Annotated in this window: 12 protein-coding genes; 6 read left to right on the forward strand and 6 right to left on the reverse strand. The window is 70.9% G+C overall.

The features are described 5' to 3' along the window. Window positions 1-552 precede the first annotated feature (552 nt). A complete protein-coding gene (locus tag FKO37_RS30780) occupies window positions 553-2,574 on the forward strand; it encodes a hypothetical protein (protein WP_238606749.1) in 2,022 nt (673 codons plus the stop codon). After that, complete coding sequence (locus tag FKO37_RS30785) at window positions 2,574-6,032, forward strand: ABC transporter ATP-binding protein (protein ID WP_238606750.1); 3,459 nt, start codon at window positions 2,574-2,576, stop codon at window positions 6,030-6,032. The genes FKO37_RS30780 and FKO37_RS30785 overlap by 1 nt, the downstream gene beginning before the upstream one ends. Window positions 6,033-6,035: 3 nt before the next feature. Here FKO37_RS30785 and FKO37_RS30790 read toward each other — a convergent pair whose 3' ends face one another. The 4 genes from FKO37_RS30790 to FKO37_RS30805 are packed head-to-tail and all read right to left on the reverse strand — an operon-like array spanning window position 6,036 to window position 10,208. Further along, the gene (locus FKO37_RS30790; RefSeq protein WP_238606751.1) at window positions 6,036-6,692 is read right to left on the reverse strand and encodes a response regulator; all 657 of its coding nucleotides are present in this window, start codon (window positions 6,690-6,692) and stop codon (window positions 6,036-6,038) included. Further along, window positions 6,692-7,894, reverse strand: a complete 1,203-nt coding sequence (locus FKO37_RS30795) for a sensor histidine kinase (protein WP_238606752.1) — start codon at window positions 7,892-7,894, stop codon at window positions 6,692-6,694. Before FKO37_RS30795 ends, FKO37_RS30790 begins: the two co-directional genes overlap by 1 nt. 33 nt (window positions 7,895-7,927) lie before the next feature. After that, a complete protein-coding gene (locus FKO37_RS30800) occupies window positions 7,928-8,857 on the reverse strand; it encodes a 4-hydroxy-3-methylbut-2-enyl diphosphate reductase (RefSeq protein WP_238606753.1) in 930 nt (309 codons plus the stop codon). Between the two features lie 43 nt (window positions 8,858-8,900). Beyond that, complete coding sequence (locus FKO37_RS30805; protein ID WP_238606754.1) at window positions 8,901-10,208, reverse strand: FAD-dependent monooxygenase; 1,308 nt, start codon at window positions 10,206-10,208, stop codon at window positions 8,901-8,903. A gap of 228 nt (window positions 10,209-10,436) precedes the next feature. Between FKO37_RS30805 and FKO37_RS30810 the strand changes: the two genes are divergently transcribed. Together FKO37_RS30810 and FKO37_RS30815 are read left to right on the forward strand one after the other, a co-directional pair. Then, window positions 10,437-12,236 carry a prenyltransferase/squalene oxidase repeat-containing protein gene (locus tag FKO37_RS30810; protein ID WP_238606755.1) on the forward strand — a complete coding sequence of 600 codons (1,800 nt, stop codon included), beginning with the start codon at window positions 10,437-10,439 and terminating at the stop codon, window positions 12,234-12,236. Then, window positions 12,223-13,992: an AMP-binding protein gene (locus tag FKO37_RS30815; protein ID WP_238606756.1), complete on the forward strand. Its 1,770-nt coding sequence runs from the start codon at window positions 12,223-12,225 to the stop codon at window positions 13,990-13,992. Before FKO37_RS30810 ends, FKO37_RS30815 begins: the two co-directional genes overlap by 14 nt. On the opposite strand, the gene FKO37_RS30820 is transcribed toward FKO37_RS30815, so the two are convergent. Both FKO37_RS30820 and FKO37_RS30825 read right to left on the reverse strand, forming a co-directional pair. Next, window positions 13,973-14,785: an oxidoreductase gene (locus FKO37_RS30820; protein ID WP_238606757.1), complete on the reverse strand. Its 813-nt coding sequence runs from the start codon at window positions 14,783-14,785 to the stop codon at window positions 13,973-13,975. The genes FKO37_RS30815 and FKO37_RS30820 overlap by 20 nt on opposite strands. A 3-nt stretch (window positions 14,786-14,788) precedes the next feature. Continuing rightward, window positions 14,789-15,970, reverse strand: a complete 1,182-nt coding sequence (locus FKO37_RS30825; protein ID WP_238606758.1) for a cytochrome P450 — start codon at window positions 15,968-15,970, stop codon at window positions 14,789-14,791. Window positions 15,971-16,139: 169 nt separating this feature from the next. Here FKO37_RS30825 and FKO37_RS30830 point away from each other — a divergent pair, with 169 nt between their 5' ends. Continuing rightward, window positions 16,140-16,829 carry a GbsR/MarR family transcriptional regulator gene (locus FKO37_RS30830; protein ID WP_238606759.1) on the forward strand — a complete coding sequence of 230 codons (690 nt, stop codon included), beginning with the start codon at window positions 16,140-16,142 and terminating at the stop codon, window positions 16,827-16,829. 49 nt (window positions 16,830-16,878) lie between these two features. After that, window positions 16,879-17,691, forward strand: coding sequence for a hydrolase (locus FKO37_RS30835; RefSeq protein ID WP_238606760.1), 813 nt, complete (start codon window positions 16,879-16,881; stop codon window positions 17,689-17,691). The last annotated feature ends 351 nt before the right edge of the window (window positions 17,692-18,042 follow it).

The raw sequence follows: 18,042 nt of genomic DNA on the forward strand, positions 1-18,042 counted from the left end.
CCAGCCAGTTTGTACCGCTTGTACCGCACCCAGTAACGGCGCTTCGCGGGGTCCGCGCCGCCGGTATCCGGAGTTCCCGGACCGCGTCGCGCGGTATTTCTTTTTCTCCCGCCAGTGCCGCTGGGCGCAGCTTGCCACACCGGGTTCGGCACTGTCCACCGACACCGCGGCCGAACCGGGTAATGCACAACCGCGCGGACTGCACGGCACTTTCCGGAAGTAACGAAAAACCCCAGCGAGCCCCCGCGAAAGTCAGAGTCGGGCAAAATATGGATATCGCTATTTAATCTGTATTTACCTTTCGTCCGGCGCCGGTCTCCGCCGCCCCGCCCGCCGAGGGGATTTTTCCCCGCGCCCGTGCGCCGCGGGTCCCGGTTGCGCGGCCGTTGAGCCTCCGTTGACCCGGGGCGTTGCACCCACGGGTGGAACCGGCCAACCCACCCGCGAACCCAACCAGCGGTGGACGACGCCCGCCGGGCCGGGCTCCTACCGTCGGCGGCAGCGGTCGTCGCGGGGTCCCGCGGAAGAGCCACCGGAGCCGGGAGGATTGTCATGTCGGGCGCGCCACTCGCCTTCGTGCACCACGCGAACCAGCTGAACATCACCGACGGCTACGACAACCGGGACGGCATCGGGCGGATCTGCGACGGCTACGCCGAGGTGCTCGACCTGCACCGCCGCTACCGGATCCCGACCGGCCTGCACCTGTCCGGCACGCTGCTCGAAGCCGCGCTCTGGCACCGTCCGGATTTCGTCGGCCTGGTCCGCGAACGGATCGCCGACGGCACCGTCTCGCTGCTCGGCGGCACCTACTCCGAGCCGATCATGCCCGCGTGCTCGGAGTGGTCGAACCGCCGCCAACTGGCCGCCGCCGCGGATCTGCACCGGCGGCATTTCGGCGTGCCCGGCGGCCAGCCGCCGACCGCCTGGCTGCCGGAGCGGGTGTGGGCGCCGGAGCTGGCCGGGGTGCTCGCCGAGGCGGGCATCCGCCGGGTCCTGGTGGACGACCGGCTGCTCGCGAAGCCGGTCCCCGAGGACGGCTACCCCGCGGACTCCCGCGCGCACGCGGACCTGCACGGACCGTTCCACTGGGACTCCGAGCAGCCTCCGCCGTTCCGGCCCGGGCTCGCCGATCTGCGCCTGCTGCGCCCGCGCGCGGTGACCGGCGACCTGACCGTGCTCCCGATCTGTTCCTACCTGCGGTACCTGTTCCCGCCCCGGACGGACGCGCATTTGACCTTCCTGGAGGCGTTCCTCGCCGACGTCGGGCAGCGGCAGACCGGCGAGGAAATCCTCGTGTACGCCGACGACATGGAGCGCGCGGCCGGCGTCGGCGGCTGGGAACCCGCGCTGGAACGGTACGAGCGGCTGCTGCGGTTCCTGGCCGAATCCGGGGCGGTCGAACCGGTCAGCCTGGATTCGTGGCTGGACGGACGCCCTCAGCCCGCGCCCGCCGACGTGCCGGCGGGGACCTACTACGAACTGGAAGTGGACTGGTCGGCCGGGCCGTCGTACCGCGGCTGGACCGACACCCAGGAATGGTGGTCCTACGGGGAATTGCTGGACTCCGTCGAAGCCGAACTGCGGGAAGCGGGCAGTGCTGTCGAACCGCGGCTGCAGGCGGTCGCCGAGCGGATGCTCCTGCTGGGCCAGCACGAACTGGGCTGGCACGACTGCACGGAGGACGGCCGGGGCCGCGCGCTGGCCCCGTGGGTGCGCGCCACCGCCTCGCACGCGCGCCTGGCCCGGCCGCTGCTCTCCGCGGCGCGCTGGGCGGCAGGCGGCCGTTACGCGCCGTCCGCCGGTCTGCACGACATCGACCGCGACGGCGACGGAGAACTAATCCTGGTGAGCGACGACGTGTGGTGCCTGGTTTCCCCGCGGGAGGGCGCGCGGGTGACCCTGCTCGCACACCGCCGCCCGCGCGGTTCCGGCGAGGACGGCCCGGCGCTGATCGTCGGAAATCCGGCCGACCACTGGAATTTCCAGGAGGAACTGCACCGCTACATGGAGGTGCCCGCCGCGCATCCCGGCGCGCTGGCCGACCGCGAGACCGCGCACCGCGCCTGGCTCCCGTGGGTGTCCGCACAGGACGCTTCCGCGGTGGCGGTCGACCTCCGCCCGGTCGACGGCTCCGCGACCGAAGTGCGCCGGTACGCGCTCCGGCACGGCGTCCCGGCGCTGCTGGCCTGCATCCACACCGCGACGCCGGGGCGGCGGATCGAGAACCTGATCGTGCCCGACTACCTGGAAGCCCTGCTCGGCGGCAAGGAAGCGGTCAGCGCGGTCGGCGGGGAACTCTGGCGCGGCTGGAAAAGCGGGGCGAGCCAGTGCTGGCTCGCGTTCGATCCCGGACAGGCCGAGGTGGTCGCCGACGAGCCGACCGCCGCCGGGCACGGGTTCCCGGCCACCGTCGTCGCCCACGACACGCACGTGGACCTGTTGCTGGGCGCGGGATTCGTGCACGACGCGTTCGCGGTGCGGTGGCTGGCCATGGCGCGCGACGTCCTGCACCCAGCCCCGGCCGGGCAGCCGAGGGCGGCGGCGCTGGCCGCGCCCACCGGCGTGGTGTGATGGCACCACCGCTGCGCAGGCTGGCGCGCTACCTGCGCGGGCATCGCGGCGCCACCGCGCTGGCGGCACTGGCTTCGTTGGCCGCCACCGGTTTCGCCGCGGCGCTGCCGCTGGTGCAGCAACGGCTGATCGACCGCACTGTCGTCACGCACACTGACCCGATCGCGCCGTATCTGGTGGTATTGCTGGCTTTCGCGCTCGGCCGGTTCGCGGCCACCGCCGTCCGGCAGTACTGGGGCGGCCGGACGGCCCTGGACGTGCAACGCGAATTGCGGGCCGACGTCGTGGCCGCGGTGCATCGGCTCGACGAGAGCCAACGCACCGGGTTCGGTGCCGGACAATTGCTCGGCCGCGCGACCGGTGACGTCTGCTACGCACAGGGCCTGCTCGATCCGCTGCCCGCCGCGGTCGGCAACCTCGCGCTGCTGGCGGCGTCGGCGACCGCGATGGTGCTGCTTTCCCCGGTGCTGACCGGGCTGGTGCTCGCGGTGTGCCCGCTGCTGGTGCTGGCCGTGCACCTGGCCCGCAGCCGGATCTTTCCGGCGGGACTGGCCGCGCAGCAACGGTCGGCGGAGCTGACCGGCCGGGTGTCCGAGGTGCTGGACGGACTGCACGTGGTGACCGCGTTCGGCCGCCAGGAGCACGAACTGGCCGCCATCGAACGGGACGCGGCCGCGGTGCGCACCGCGCGGATCCGCACCGCGCGGGTCTCCGCCGCGGTACTGCCGTTGATGAGCGCCGTACCGCTGGCCGGGCAGGTCGGCGTGCTGGGCATCGGCGGTTGGCTCGCGCTGCGGCACGACATCAGCCTCGGCACCTTCGTCGCCTTCGTGAGCTACTTGGCGCAGTTGGTCGGCCCCGTGCGCGCACTGGCCGGTTTGGTCGGGTACGCACAGGAAGCGCGCGCCGGGCTGGAGCGCTGCTTCGCGCTCATCGACACCCAGCCAGCACTGCAGGACGGCTCGCGCGGGCTCCCCCAAGCCGCGCTCGGAGTCGAACTGCGTGACGTGCATTTCGGCTACCACGACGAACCGGTGCTCCGCGATGTGTCGCTCACGATCGCGCCGGGCGAGTACGTAGCTGTTGCTGGGGCACCGGGTTCCGGGAAGTCCACCTTGCTACGGCTGTTGTGTCGCCGCTACGACGCGACCGCTGGCTGCGTACGCGTCGGTGGTGTGGACGTACGCGCACTGAACGGCGAAGCATTGCATCGCGCGGTTGGTGTGCTCACCGAAGAACCTCAGCTGATGCCCGGCTCCTTCCAGGCGAACATCGCATACGGCGCGCCCGACGCCGACCATGCACGAATCGTCGCGGCTGCTCGCGCGGCCGGGGTGCACGACTTCATCATGGCAAGCCCAGACGGCTACCAGACCAGGATCAGCGATGCCGAGTTGTCCGGTGGGCAGAGACAACGCATCGCGCTCGCCCGGGCGTTGCTCCCGGACCCGAAGCTGCTGTTGCTCGACGACCCGACGACCGCGGTGGACGCGGTGACCGAACGCGCCATCCACCGCCACCTGCGCGGCCTGGCCACCACTCGGGTCGTGGCGACCAGTCGCCCGAATCTCCTCCGTACCGCCGACCGGGTGGTGCTGCTGGAATCCGGCCGCGTGGCGGACGTCGGGACCCACGAGGAACTGCAAGCCCGCTCCCCCGCCTACCGGGCTCTCCTCGGCGAAACGGAGCCCGCGCCACCGCCGCCGAAACCCGCCTTTTCGCCAGTGCTGGCGGCACCCGTCACTGTCCCGCCTCGCCAGCACGGACTGTTTCGCGCGCACCGCAAGGGATTCCTCGCCGGTTTGTCGCTGCTCGCCGCCGGTACGGCCACCGATGTGCTGCTGCCGCTGGCTGTGGGCCGCGGCGTGGACTCGGGCGTGAACGCCGGACAGCTCGGTGTACTGCTGGCATGGGTCGCCGCCGGTGCGGGCTTGGTCGCGCTCAACGCGCTGAGCACCGCGGGCGAAACCGTGGTGACCGGCCGCACCTGCGAGCGGGTGCTGTTCGGCCTGCGCCGACGCACCGCGCAGCACGCACTGGCGCTCGGCCCCGCGGAACGGGACCGCGGCCGGTTGATCACCCTGCTCACCGCCGACATCGAGGCACTGTCCCATTTTCTGCGCAACGACCTGCCCGGAGCGTTGGTCAGCGCGGTCACCACGATCGGCGCGATCACCGCACTGTCCTTGATGGACGGTGACCTGCTGCTGCTCGCGCTGGCGGGAGTTCCGTTGGTGGTGCTGGCCACGATGTGGTTCCGCCGCCGTTCCACCCCGCTTTACGCCCTCGCACGAGAGAGCCTGGCCGCTTTCACCACCGCGCTCCGCGAAACGATCAGCAGGCTCACCGTCGTGCAGCTTCACGGCCGACGCGCAGACAGCGTCGCCGAACTGGGCGCGCACGACCGCCGATACCGCGACGCCCGCGTACGCACGCATCTGTGGACCGCGCTGTACTTCCCGTTCGTCGAGCTGGTAGGCGCCGTGACCGCCGCGGTAGTGCTTGCGGCCGGAGCAGTGCGCATCGAAGACGGCACGCTCACCGCGGGCGTACTGGTCGCCTTCGTGCTGTACCTCGACTCGCTTTTCGCGCCCGTGCAACAGTTCGCCCAGGCCTACGACGGCTACGCACAGGCTGCTGTCGCCGTACGACGCCTTCGCGCCTTCCTCCGCACCGAACCGGCCGTACCGTCGCCGCGACAGCCAATCGCCCCGTCCCAGCCCCGAGGCGCCGTGCGGTTCAACCAGGTACGCATGCGCTACCCCGGCGCACCGCGCGACGCCCTGTCCGACATTTCGCTCGACGTACCGGCAGGCAGCACGCTGGCCGTGGTCGGGGCCAGCGGCGCGGGCAAGTCCACGCTGCTGAAGCTGCTTCTCCGGTTCCACGATCCGTGCCAGGGGCACGTTCTGGTGGACGGCGTCGACCTCCGCAGCTACGACGTACGGTTGCTACGCAGGCAAATCGGCTTCGTGCCGCAGGAGCCGTACCTGTTCGGGCGCAGCGTGCTCGACAACATCCGTTACGGCTGCCCGGATGCCAGCCCGCGCGACGCCATCGCCGCCGCCCGCGCGGTGGGGGCGCACGAAGTGTTCGAAGCCCTGTCGGACGGCTACGCCACTACGGTCGGCGTCGGCGGCTCCGCGCTGTCGGCAGGCCAACGTCAGCTCGTCTCGCTCGCGAGGGCCCGGCTTCTGGCGCCCACGATCCTTGTCCTGGACGAAGCCACCGCGAACCTGGACCCGCGCACCGAAGCACGGTGCCAAGCGGCGACCGCCGCAGCGTGCGCCGGACGCACGGTGATGCTCGTCGCGCACCGCCTGTCCACCGCCGCACATGCCGACCGCATCGCAGTGCTGGAGGACGGACGGCTCGCCGAACTCGGCACCCATGCCGAGCTTGTGGCGGCACAGGGCCACTACACGAAACTGTGGGGTTCCCTCGAAACCACGGGCTGAACCTCACTCCCCCGTCAACCCGTGCCGGAACGCATACCGCACCGCCTGCGCCCGGTCCCGCACGCCGATCTTCGCGAAGATCCGGTTGATATGGCTCTTCACCGTCGCCTCCCCGATGAACAGCCGCCCGGCGATCTCGCGATTGGACAGTCCGCCGGCCACCAGCCGCAGCACCTCGACCTCGCGACCGCTCAGCACCCCGTCCGCCGCGGAACGCACCGGCGGCTCGGCAGGCTCGTTCATCCCGGCGAGCAGACGCCGCTGCACCTCGGCGTCCATCACCGACTGGCCGGACGCGGCGGCCGCCAGCGCACGGGCGATGTCCGCGCGGCCAGCGTCCTTCGTGAGGAACCCCAGAGCACCCGCCCGCAACGCTTCCCGCACCGAGCTGTCGTCGGCATAAGTGGTGAGCACGACGACCTTCACCGCCGGGTACTCCGCGCGCAGCCGGGCGGTGGTGCTGACCCCGTCCCGGACCGGCATCCGCAGGTCCATCAGGACCACGTCCGGCGGATCGGCGGCAACCATCTCCAGCACCGCGTCCCCGTTCGCGGCGGCGCCGACCACCGTCGTGCCGGGGAAGGTCTCCAGCAGGGTCACCAGTCCCTCGCGCACCGCCGTCTGGTCGTCGGCGACCAGCACCCGCAACGGCCCGTCCATCAGTCCCCCTCGGTTCCCGTGCGCGGCACCCGCGCCCGCACGGTCCAGCCCGGTCCTTCGGCCGCCGCGTGCAGCGTGCCTTCCAACTGCTCGATCCGTTCCCGCATCCCGATGAGCCCGTAGCCGCCGCCGGTCGTCGTGCGTTCAGCCTCCCCGGGAGCGCCGTTCCGCACGACCAGTTCGACCTGCTCCTCGTCCACCGACAGCGAGACAGTCACCGGCGCGCCCGGCGCGTGCCGCCGCACGTTCGTCAGCGCTTCCTGGCCGAGACGCTGCAACGCCAGCGTCACTTCCGGGCGCAGCTCCGACTGTTCGGCCGGCTCCTCGAAAGACACCGGCACGTCGGGATAGTCGGCCTGGTAGTCCTCGACCAGCGCGCTCAGGAACTCCGGCAGCGAGCGTTTGTCCCCGCGCAGCGCGCCGATCGCGCGGCGGGTCTCGGCCAGGCCTTCGCCGGCCAGACTGCGCGCGCGGATCACGCAGGCCCGCGCCCGGTCCGCGCCCGGCACCGTCTCCAGGAGCGCGTCGGCGGCCTCCAGCTGCACGATCAACCCGCCCATCGAATGCGCCAGCACGTCGTGGATCTCGCGCGCGATCCGGGCGCGCTCGGCCAGCGCCGCGGAACGGGCCTGTTCTTCTTTCGCGACCTGGGTTTCCACCAGCAGCATCTCGGTCTGCGCGATGTGCAGCAGGCGCTGCCTGCGCACGATCCCGGCCAGATACGAGGCCGCCGCGGCGAGCACCGCGAATCCGCCGGGCAGCAGGTTCTCCCAGAACCGCTCGGCGATTCCGACCGCCGCCATCGCGAAGACGGCGACCACTCCGGCCGGGCCCGGCTCCACCACGCTGGCGGCGGCGAGCACCATCAGGCAGACCAGGATCACGCCGACGTCCGAACCGGAGGTGCCGGGTACGAGCAGCGCGCCGCCGACCACGCCGACCAGCAGCGCGATCAGCCGCAGCAGGCCCTCCCGGTCGCGCAGCAGGCCCCAGCCGAACCAGCCCGCCGCGCCGACGAGCAGGCCGAGCAGGTTGAGCCCGGGCAGGCCGTGCGTGCCGATCCCCGGCGAGGCCACCGCGACGGTGTAGGCCAGCACCACCATCAGGCCCACGCGCACCGCCCAGCGCGCGGCCACGGCGAGCGCTTCGGACCGTCCTTCGCCGGACACCGCGGCCCGTACGGTCCTCCTCGCCTCGTCCATGCCTGGCAGGTTAACCGCAGGCGCGGCCGCGGGTTACGACCGCAACTCGCGCGGTGGGGCGAAACTCAGCTTCTCCTCGGCGGTGCGCACCTCGCGCACGTCGCCGAAACCGTGTCCGGCCAGCAGTTCGAGCACCTGCTCGACCAGATCCTCCGGCACCGACGCGCCGCTGGTGACCCCGACCGTCGTCACCCCGTCGAGCCACGCGGGGTCGACCGCGGCGGCGTCCTCGACCAGATACGCCGCGGAAGCGCCGCCGTCCAGCGCGACTTCCACGAGCCGCACCGAATTGGACGAGTTGGCGGAACCGACGACAAGCACCAGACCGGACTCGGCGGCCAGTTCCGCGACCGCTTCCTGCCGGTTCTGGGTGGCGTAGCAGATGTCGTCGCTCGGCGGGTCGGACAGCAGCGGGAACCGTTCGCGCAGCCGGCGGACGGTCTGTTCGGTCTCCGCGACCGAAAGGGTGGTTTGGGACAACCAGGTCACTTTGGCCGGATCGCGCACTTCCAAACCGGCCACCGCGTCCGGGCCGTCCACCACGATGGTGTCCGCCGGTGCCTCGCCGCTGGTGCCTTCGACCTCTTCGTGCCCGTGGTGGCCGATCAACAGGATCTGGTCGCCGCGCGCGGCGGCACGCACGGCCTCGCGGTGCACCTTCGTCACCAGCGGGCACGTCGCGTCGATAGTGCGCAACGAGCGTCCCGCAGCGGCTTCGTGCACCGCGGGGGCGACGCCGTGCGCCGAGAACACCGTGACCGAGCCAGGCGGCACTTCGCTCACCTCGTCGACGAACACCGCGCCAAGACGCTCGAGACGGCGCACCACGTGCGTGTTATGCACGATCTGCTTGCGCACGTAGACCGGCGCGCCGTGGCGCTGCAGTGCGGCCTCGACGGCGCGTACGGCGCGATCCACCCCGGCGCAGTACCCGCGCGGGCTCGCCAGCAACACCTGTTTCATGGCCGCGACCGTAAGCGGGGAGCGGCGGAGCGCACGAGATTCCTCAACGCGGGTCCAAGGTGGCCTCAACGGCGCCGTCCACGCCCGCTCGACGCGGAGGCAACTCATCGGCCGCGCGGTCCGGCCAGCCGAGTTGCTGCAACCGGTCGAGAACGGAGAATTTCCGATAACCGAGACCGGAGATGTTGTGCATGATCTTGTAGCACAACCGGCGATTCCGGCCGTGGCAGGAAAGAATGTACTTGCTGCGCGCGTACCCGAAATTCCCGACCGCGGTGGTGAACATTTCCGCGAACCGGTGACTGAATTCGGAAATGGTTTTGAGCTCCGGGCGGCGCACCCGGTTGTATTCGGCGAGCGCGGCGTCGACCGCGCCGGATCCGGCGGTGGAGACGTCCCGGAACGCCCCGGCCAGCCGCACCGCGTCCGCGATCGCCGCGTTCATGCCCTGCCCGGCCATCGGGTGGACGGCGTGCGCCGCGTCGCCGATCAGCGGCATCCCGGCGCCGTGGAAGACCGGCGCGACGAACCGCCGCGCGGACAGCACCCGGCAGGTCGGCACCCCGGCGCGCACGGACTCGGCGATCGGCGCCACGCTCGGGCACGCGGCGACCGCCTCGTCCACCCAGCCGGCCAGCCCGGCCTTGCCGATCCGGTTCACCAGCCCGCGCTCGACCTGCAAGTACAGCCGCCCGCCGCCGCCGGGCATCGGGTACATCACGCGCATCCCGTCGCGGGTGATCGTGGTGGTCGCCTGGTGCGCCAGCTCCGGCACGCCGGCCAGGTCGATCGCGACCACCTGGTGGTCGTAGGGCGTGGTGTCCACTTCGATCCCGACCTGGCCGCGCAGCTTGGACGCGTGCCCGTCGGCCGCGACGACCAGGTCCGCGGACACCTCGGCGCGGGCGCCGCGCTCGCGCAGCACGACCCCGGCGACCCGGCCGGACCCGTCCCGCACCGCGCGCTCGACCGAGACCCCGCGGCGGAATTCGACCGTCGCGGGCAGCGCCTGGATCAGGTTGTCCAGGATGCCTTTGTAGGTGTGGGTGAGGCAGTGGTCGTAGGCGCTCGGCAGCCACCGGTAGTCCATCGCGCACAGCTCCGCGCCGTCGTCGCCGGCGCAGACCAGCCGGTCGATCCGGCGCCCGCCCGCGCGGCGCAGGGTTTCCAGCGCGCCGATCGAGTCCAAAGTGGCCAGCGAACCGGGCTGGAGGAGCTCGCCCTTGAACGTTTCCACCGTGTCGGTGAGTTTGTCGACCAGCAGCACCCGGCGCCCTTGCCCGCCGAGAAGAATCGCCGCGGTGAGCCCGCCTGCCCCGGCCCCGCATATGACAATGTCGTAATCGCTCACACCATTTACCGTTCTGCTCCGGAAGACGCGCGAAAATAGCACCGCGAGTGCACAGAAGAATCCCCCGCGAACAGCGTGACACGGCCCCGGGAACCCGTCAACGCGGCCGCCGCGCGGTTGACCGCGCGAACTCGGCCGTGTCACACTGATCGCGCCACGCCTGTGTCCTTTTCCCGGGCGTTCCGGCCGCGATTCCCTTTTCCACGCCAGGTCCGAAAGCGAGCGACCATGAGCCTCGACCCGATCCTCCCGCCCGCGGAGCTGGACCGCGCGCTGGCCCGCACCGCCGACGCGCTGTTCGCCCTCCAGCGCTCCGACGGCAGCTGGGAAGGCAGGCTGTCGGCCAGCCCCGGTTCCACCGCCGACGTGGTGATCGCCATGCACCTGGCGGATCCGGAAGGCTGCCGCGACCTGATCCGCCGGGGCCTGGACTTCCTGCTGGCCAACCAAGGCCCGGACGGCGGCTGGGGCGACGACGTCGATACCGAGCCGACGCTGAACGGCACCGCGCTGTCGGTGGCCGCGCTGGCGCTGGTGATCCCGGACGAGGCCGCCGGGCAGATCCGCCGCGGCTGGGCGCGCGTCGAGGAATTCGGCGGCACCGCGGCGATCCGCGACGTGGAACAGTGCTCGCTCACCGTCCTGGTGCACTTCTACCTGGTGCTGGCCGGGCTGATGAGCGACGAGGGCCTGCTGCGCTGCCCGATCGAACTGGCCCTGCTGCCCGCGCCGCTGCGCCGCAAGCTGACCTTCGCGATGCCCACCGCGCTGTCGTGGGGCCTGATGTGCGCCGAGCTGATGCCCGGCGGCCGGGTCCGCACCGCGCTCAACAAAGCCGCAACGCCGAAGGCCATCGAATACCTCGAAGGGCTGGTCGGGTTCGAAGGCCCGGAAGGCGGTTTCGTCGAGTCGCCGATGATGTCGGCCAACGTCTGCATCGGGCTCACCATCGCGAAACAGCGCCCGGACATCGTGCGGCACTGCCTCGACTACTTCCGTGCCACCATCAAGCCCGAAGGCGGCTGGGCGGTCACGCGCGACCTCGAGGTGGACGCGACCAACTTCATCACCACCGGTCTCCAGCACGCCGGGCTCGGCGACGACGCGCGGGTGACCAAGGCGGTCGGCTGGATCCGCTCCGCACAACGGGACGAGGACTTCATCTGGACCGGAGCCCCGCCCGGAGGCTGGGGCTGGGGACTGCCGTCCGGCTGGCCGAACAGCGGCAACACCGGCGACGCGGTGATCGCGCTGTCCGGCGACGGCGCGGACGTCAGCGACCCGCAGGTGCGGCGCGGCACCGCATGGCTGCTCCGCCAACAGAACTACGACGGTTCGTGGAGCTGCTTCGCGCAGGTCGGCCGGATCGCGAGCATGGACCCGTCGTTCGCCATGGTCGGCAAAGCGCGGTCGCCGAAGGTGCTGTACGGCCCTTGCGCGGTGATGTCCGCCGAAGCGTTCTCCGCGCTGGCGTTGTCCGGACGCTGCCGCCCGGACGACGAACCGTTGCGCAACGCGTACGCGTGGTTCGCGAAGGTGCAGCGCGCGGACGGCGCCATCGAGAACAAGTGGTACGTCGGGCAGGTATGCGGTACGGGCTCCGTCCTTCGCGCGCTGGGCGACGCCGGTTTGGGTTCGAGCGCGGTCGCGCGGCGCTGCGTGTCGTGGTTGCGGCTCAACCAAAACGAAGACGGAGGCTGGGGCGACGCGCTCGGCCGGGGCCACTCCACGGTCGAGGAGACCGCGATGGCCTTGCTGGGCCTGTGCGCGTCCGGAGTGACACCCACCGCGCCGATGGCGGCCCGCGGCGCGCGGTGGCTCGTCGACCATCGCGACGCGGACGGCCTGTGGCAACCCAGTCTGCTCGGCGTGTACTTCCTCGAACTGCTGTACCGGCACGACCACACCGCGAACGGCTATGCCCTGCAAGCACTCGCGCGCTATCGCGAAGCACTGCGCGACAACACCGCGACCGCGCCGGGAACGTTCGACCAGCCGCGTTGGGCGGTGCCGCATGTCGGCCGCTGAGCAGGTAAAGCCGTGGAGCGCGGAGTTCGAGGAACTGCTGCGCAGCGAGCTGGCATTGTGCGACGACACGTCTTCGCTGGAACCCGACACCCCGTTGCTGCACTACGGTCTCACGTCGCTGAGCACGCTGGCGTTGAGCAGCAAACTGGTTACGCGGTACGGCATCGAGCTGCCCGCCTTCGACGAGCGCGCGTTCCGTACGCCGCGTTCGCTGTGGAAACTCGTCGAAGGCACCACCGGCGCTTTGGCAAGCGGAGACGCGGAAACGGCGGCCTGGCGCGCGCCCGCCGAAGGATTGGCCGCGCGGTTCGCCGAGACAGCCGCCCGGTTCGCCGACGAGCCGTGCCTGGTCGACAACGCCGGTGCATTGACGTACGCGGAAACCGCGGCCCACGCCGCCGCGCTCGCCGAAACCATCGGCGCGGGCGGCGTGGTCGCCGTGCTCGGCGAACGGGAGATCGCGACGTACTGCGCCTACCTCGGGGTGCTGTACGCGGGTGCCGCGATTGTGCCGCTGTCGATGGACTTTCCGCCGGAGCGCAACGCCGACATCATTCGCCAGGCCGGCGCGCGCTGCGTCGTGCACACCGATCTGCGCGGCGAAGAACCGCTGGAGGCACAGCTGTCCGCCATGGCCGGGATCCCGGTGGTGGACATCCACGACGCGGCACCTCCCGGCACAGCGGCACGGGCCGCCGCTCCGGTCACCGGCGACAGCCCCGCGTACCTGCTGTTCACCTCCGGCTCGACCGGGCGGCCGAAGGGGGTGCGGATCACCCACGGGAACGTGGAGGCGTTCCTGGCCGCCGCGCTGCCGTCGTTCCGGACCGGGCCGGGGGAAGTGTTCTCCCAGTGCCACGGGCTGACGTTCGACTTCTCGGTGTTCGAGATGTGGGGCGCGTGGAGCAGCGGCAGCGCACTCGCCGCCGTGCCCCGCGTGCACGCGCTCAACCCGGCGGGGACGATCGCCCGGCACAGCGTCACAGTGTGGGCCTGCACGCCGAGCTTGCTCGAAGCGGCCGCCGCCGCGGGGAATCTGGCGCCTGGATCGCTGTCCGGACTGCGGCATGTGGTGATCGGCGGCGAACCGCTGCGGCGCGAGACCGTCGCACTCGCCCGCGCCGCCGCTCCGGAAGCGATCATCGACAACGTGTACGGGCCGACCGAGACGACGGTGTGGGTCAGCACCTACCGGCTGGCTCCCGCCGACCCGATCCCCGGCCACGCGATCCTGCCCATCGGCACCCCGACCGCCGGTGCCGAGCTGAGCCTCGACGCCGACGGGGAACTGCTCGTCGCGGGCCCGCAGGTGTTCGCGGGCTACTCGGATCCGTTGCTGGACCAGGGAAAACTGGTCACCCGCGACGGGCGGCGCTGGTATCGCACCGGCGACCTGGCGGAGTGGCACGACGGCCTGCTGCACCATCGCGGCCGGCTGGACGGACAGGTCAAGATCCGCGGCCATCGCGTGGAACTCGCCGAGATCGAACACGCGGCGACCCGTCTCCTCGGCGGTGTGCGCACTGCCGCGACTCCCGTGCCCGGGGTCCGCGGCGACACTGTGCTGGCCTTGTTCGTGGAGACCGGCTCGACCGACGAGGCCGCTCTGCGCTTGGAGCTGGGCCGCAGCCTGCCGGGGTACATGGTCCCGGACCGGATCTTCGCGACCGACGAACTCCCGTTGAACCCGCACGGGAAACTCGATCGCGCACGGCTGGCGGCGCGCACCACCTCCCCTACCGGATCGAACGGGTGACCAGCTCGTCGAACTCGCGATCCGGCAACGTCCGGTTCAGCTCCAGCAGTTCCTCGGCATGCAGGCCGACGGCGTAACGAGTCTCGGGCGAATCGGCTTCCACCGCCTGCCGGATGGCCTGCGCCACGACACCAGGATCGGCACCCCCGGCGAGCCCCGTTTCGGCCTGGCCAGCCATCTTCTCAACCATCGCCCCATAAGGCCCGCCGCCGGAGTACTCCCGCAACTGCGCGGCGGTCTGGTCTTCGAACTCGGTCTTGATGATGCCCGGCTGGACGACCACCACGTCGATGCCGAAGGGCCGAACCTCCATGCGCAACGTGTCGGAGTACGCCTCGAGCGCGTGCTTCGAGGCGTAGTACCAGGCACCGAACGGCAAGCTGATCACCCCGCCGATCGAGGACACGTTCACGATGCGGCCCGCCCCTTGGGCGCGCATCGCGGGCAGAACGAGTTGGACCAACCGCGCGGGCGCGAACAGATTGACCTGGAACTGATCGCGGGCAGCCTCCAACGGAACATCTTCAGCGGCCCCGTGCAGCACCGTCCCGGCGTTGTTGATCAGGACGTCGATCCGTCCCTGTTCGTCCAGGACGGTGCGCACCACGCGAGCGAGGTCGGCCTCGTCGCGAGCGTCCATCGCCAGCGGGTGTCCGCCAGCGTCGCGCAGTTCGTCCATTTTGGACACCCGGCGCGCGGCTCCGTACACGACGTGGCCCGCCCGCAGCAGTTCCAGCGCGGTGGCGCGGCCGATTCCCGCTGAGGCACCGGTGATCAAGCAAACTTTCGACACAGGTCAGGCCTCCCACGCGACGGGCAGCTGGTGCACGCCGTAGATGAGCATGTCGCTGCGCATCGCGATGTCCGAAGCAGGCACGGCGAGGCGCAGCGAGGGGAACTTGGTCAGCAAAGCGGGCAGCGCGACCCGGAGCTGGACGCGGGCGAGTTGCTGGCCCAGGCATTGGTGGATGCCGTGGCCGAAGGCGACGTGCCCGCTCGCCTTGCGGCGCAGGTCGAGGTTGTCCGGCGCGGGAAAGTGCGCGGGGTCGTGGTTCGCGGCGGGCACCGAGATGGTGACTGACTCGCCCGCGCGCACCTGCTCGCCGGCGAGTTCGACGCCTTCCAGCGCGGTGCGCACGGTGAACGGGATGATGCTCAGGTAGCGCAGCAGTTCTTCGACCGCGTTGTCGGCCAGTTCCGGTTCGGCGCGCAGCAGTGCCAGCTGGTCGGGGTGTTCAAGCAGGGCGAAGATGCCCAGCGCGAGCATGTTCGTGGTGGTGTCCAGTCCCGCGCCCAGCAAGGTGAAGCCGATGTTGACCAGCTCGGTGTCGGTGAGATCGCTGCCGGTCAGGTCGCTGAGCAGGTCATCGGTGGGCGCTTTTCGCTTGGCTGCCACCAATTCGCCGATGACGCCGTGGACCGCGGCGTAGGCCGCGCCGGTTTCTTCCGGGGTGTTGTCCAGCCGGAACAGGGTGAGCGCCTGCTGCTGGAACCGGTCCCGTTCGGCGTAGGGAACCCCGAGCAGTTCGCAGATCGTCTGCGCGGGCAGCGGCTGCGCCAGAGCCGGGACCAGGTCGGCCGGGCTGCCGCGCTCAGCCATGGCGTTCAGGCAGCGGTCCGCGACCGCCTGGATCCGCTCGGACAGCAGGCGCATCCGGCGGACGGTGAACTGGCCTGCCAGCAGGTGCCGGTAGCGCGTGTGCTCGGGCGCGTCCATGCTGCCGAACATTCCCGGCGGCGCGGGCTGATCGCTGGCCGGAGCGCCTGGGATCGGCATATGCCGCAATTCGGCTCGCGCGCTGAACCGGCGGTCGGCCAGCACCTCGCGGGCCAGCGCGTGGCCGGTCACCAGCCATCCGGCGTGGCCGTCCGGGTAGTCCAGCCGGCTGAGCGGACTCTTCTCGCGCAGTTCGGCCAGCCCTCGCGGCGGGTCGAACGGCAGGCCGGCCGGACGCTCGGTCGGCAATGTGCTGGTCATCGCCAGCTCCCTTCCCGTGAACCTCTTGCGGGAAACAGTAGGACAATGTTTTAGTGAGCAGCAAACGCAGAATCTGCATCTACGCAGGCAGCGGCCTTATTATCGATGCATTGGCCTGAAGGTGAATGCACCGGAAGGGCTCCGGGACGAGCGAGGCGGAGACGATCTGATGCCACCCGGCAGGTTGAGCTACCCGGAACGGCAGCGCGTCGCGGCCGGGTTGGCGGACGGGCTGAGCTACGCCGAGATCGGGCGCAGGCTGGGCAGGCCGAAGTCGACGGTGATCCGCGAGGTCGCCCGCAACGGCGGGGCGCACGGTTACCAGGCCGACCGCGCCGAACAGGCCGCCCGGCGACGGGCGCGACGCCGGGCCCCCGCCGCGCCACCGGTCCCGCCGCCTCGGGCCGCGGCCGATCCGCAGACCCGCAGCGACTTCGAGACGCGGTTCGCGCAGATGGCCACCCAGACCGGGATGCCGTCGATGATGGCGCGGGTCCTGATCTGCCTTTTCACCGCGGAGTCGGGCAGCCGCACCGCGACCGAGCTCGCCGCCCGGCTGCGCGTCAGCCCGGCGTCGGTCTCCAAAGCGGTGGGCTGGCTGGAAGAACGGGGCATGCTCCGGCGCGAGCGGAACGGCCGCCGCGAGCATTACCTGATCGAGGACGACGTGTGGCAGCAAGCCTGGCTGGCCAGCATGGAAGGAATCGCCCAGTGGGCGAGCTTCACCCGCCAAGGCGCCGAACTGTTCGGCGGCGACACGGTGGTCGGCACCCGGCTCCTCGCGACCAGCCAGTGGCTCCAGCACATCCGGCAGGACATGATCGAGGCGGCCGAACATTGGCGGCAGGCCGCGCTGTGACGACGGCCGCCCTTGACCTCAAGTTAAGTGGAGATACCAGAGTGGCCGCATGACCGTCTGGATGTGCGGAACGTGCGGGGTCGAACACCCGGACACCGAAATGCCGCCCGCCGGGACCTGCCGGATCTGCGCGGACGAGCGACAATACGTCCGTGCGTCCGGGCAGTCGTGGACCACAATGGACGAACTGGCGGCCGTCCCGCACGAACTGGTCCACGAAGAGCCGGAGCCGGGGATCCACCGGCTGCACCGCGAACCGGAGTTCGGCATCGGCCAGTGGACCTACCTGGTCCAGACCGAAGCGGGCAACCTGCTGTGGGACCCGCCCAACGCCCTCGACCGGCCCCTGCTCGACAGAATCGCCGAACTCGGCGGCGCCGCGGCGATCGTGGCGAGCCATCCGCACATGTACGGCTCGCAGGTGAGCCTCAGCCACAGCCTCGGAAACGTCCCGGTGTTGGTGCATTCCGCGGACCGCCAATGGGTGCAGCGGGAAGACCCGGTGATCCGCGAATGGCAGGGCACCGAACAGATCCTGCCCGGCGTCACCCTGGTCGAAGCGGGCGGGCATTTCCCGGGCGCCGCCGTCGCGCACATCGCGAACGGCGCACTGCTGGTCGGCGACACCATCGTGCCGGTCGCCGCGCCGGGCTGGGTGACGTTCATGCGCAGCTATCCCAACCAGATCCCGCTTTCCGCCGGGCTTGTCCGACGTCTCGTGGACCGGCTGGAGCCGTACGCGTTCGACCGGCTGTACGCGCTCACCGGGGCCAGCGTGCCGACTGACGCGAAGGCCGCGGTGCGTCGTTCAGCCGAGCGCTACATCGGCTGGGTCGACGGCACGAACGACCATCTCGGCTGACTCCCGTTACGACGCCCCTTCTGCCGGCCGGGGAAACTTTCCCCGGTAAGCAGGAGGTTCGATTGCGAAGCAGGCAACTATCGCCGCCGATTCGCTGTTCAGGAACAGCTGGAACACCAGCCCGTTCCGGGGCCGGTCATCGATCGTCCCGAGCGTCAGCCGCCGCTCGCCCCACGAGTTCAGAGCGTGCACCGCGGCCTCGAACCCCACCGAATACTGCCCCGCCTTCGCCGCGATGCGACGCCGGCGGCGAAAGATGGATTGCAACGAGAAGGTCTCGGCACCGCCGTACTCGTCCCACGCCGCACCGCGATCGAGCGCGTCGGCAGCGCGACCCAGGCGTCCGCACTT

Source organism: Amycolatopsis sp. Poz14, from assembly GCF_006704225.1.
Lineage (GTDB): Bacteria > Actinomycetota > Actinomycetes > Mycobacteriales > Pseudonocardiaceae > Amycolatopsis > Amycolatopsis nivea.

Bases quoted from the DNA above. Each gene is read 5' to 3' on its own strand.
- FKO37_RS30815 (WP_238606756.1), top strand. From the start codon at position 12,223: ATGTCGGCCGCTGAGCAGGTAAAGCCGTGGAGCGCGGAGTTCGAGGAA.
- FKO37_RS30810 (WP_238606755.1), top strand. From the start codon at position 10,437: ATGAGCCTCGACCCGATCCTCCCGCCCGCGGAGCTGGACCGCGCGCTG.
- FKO37_RS30785 (WP_238606750.1), top strand. From the start codon at position 2,574: ATGGCACCACCGCTGCGCAGGCTGGCGCGCTACCTGCGCGGGCATCGC.
- FKO37_RS30800 (WP_238606753.1), bottom strand. From the start codon at position 8,857: ATGAAACAGGTGTTGCTGGCGAGCCCGCGCGGGTACTGCGCCGGGGTG.
- FKO37_RS30790 (WP_238606751.1), bottom strand. From the start codon at position 6,692: ATGGACGGGCCGTTGCGGGTGCTGGTCGCCGACGACCAGACGGCGGTG.
- FKO37_RS30780 (WP_238606749.1), top strand. From the start codon at position 553: ATGTCGGGCGCGCCACTCGCCTTCGTGCACCACGCGAACCAGCTGAAC.
- FKO37_RS30830 (WP_238606759.1), top strand. From the start codon at position 16,140: ATGCCACCCGGCAGGTTGAGCTACCCGGAACGGCAGCGCGTCGCGGCC.
- FKO37_RS30825 (WP_238606758.1), bottom strand. From the start codon at position 15,970: ATGACCAGCACATTGCCGACCGAGCGTCCGGCCGGCCTGCCGTTCGAC.
- FKO37_RS30835 (WP_238606760.1), top strand. From the start codon at position 16,879: ATGACCGTCTGGATGTGCGGAACGTGCGGGGTCGAACACCCGGACACC.
- FKO37_RS30795 (WP_238606752.1), bottom strand. From the start codon at position 7,894: ATGGACGAGGCGAGGAGGACCGTACGGGCCGCGGTGTCCGGCGAAGGA.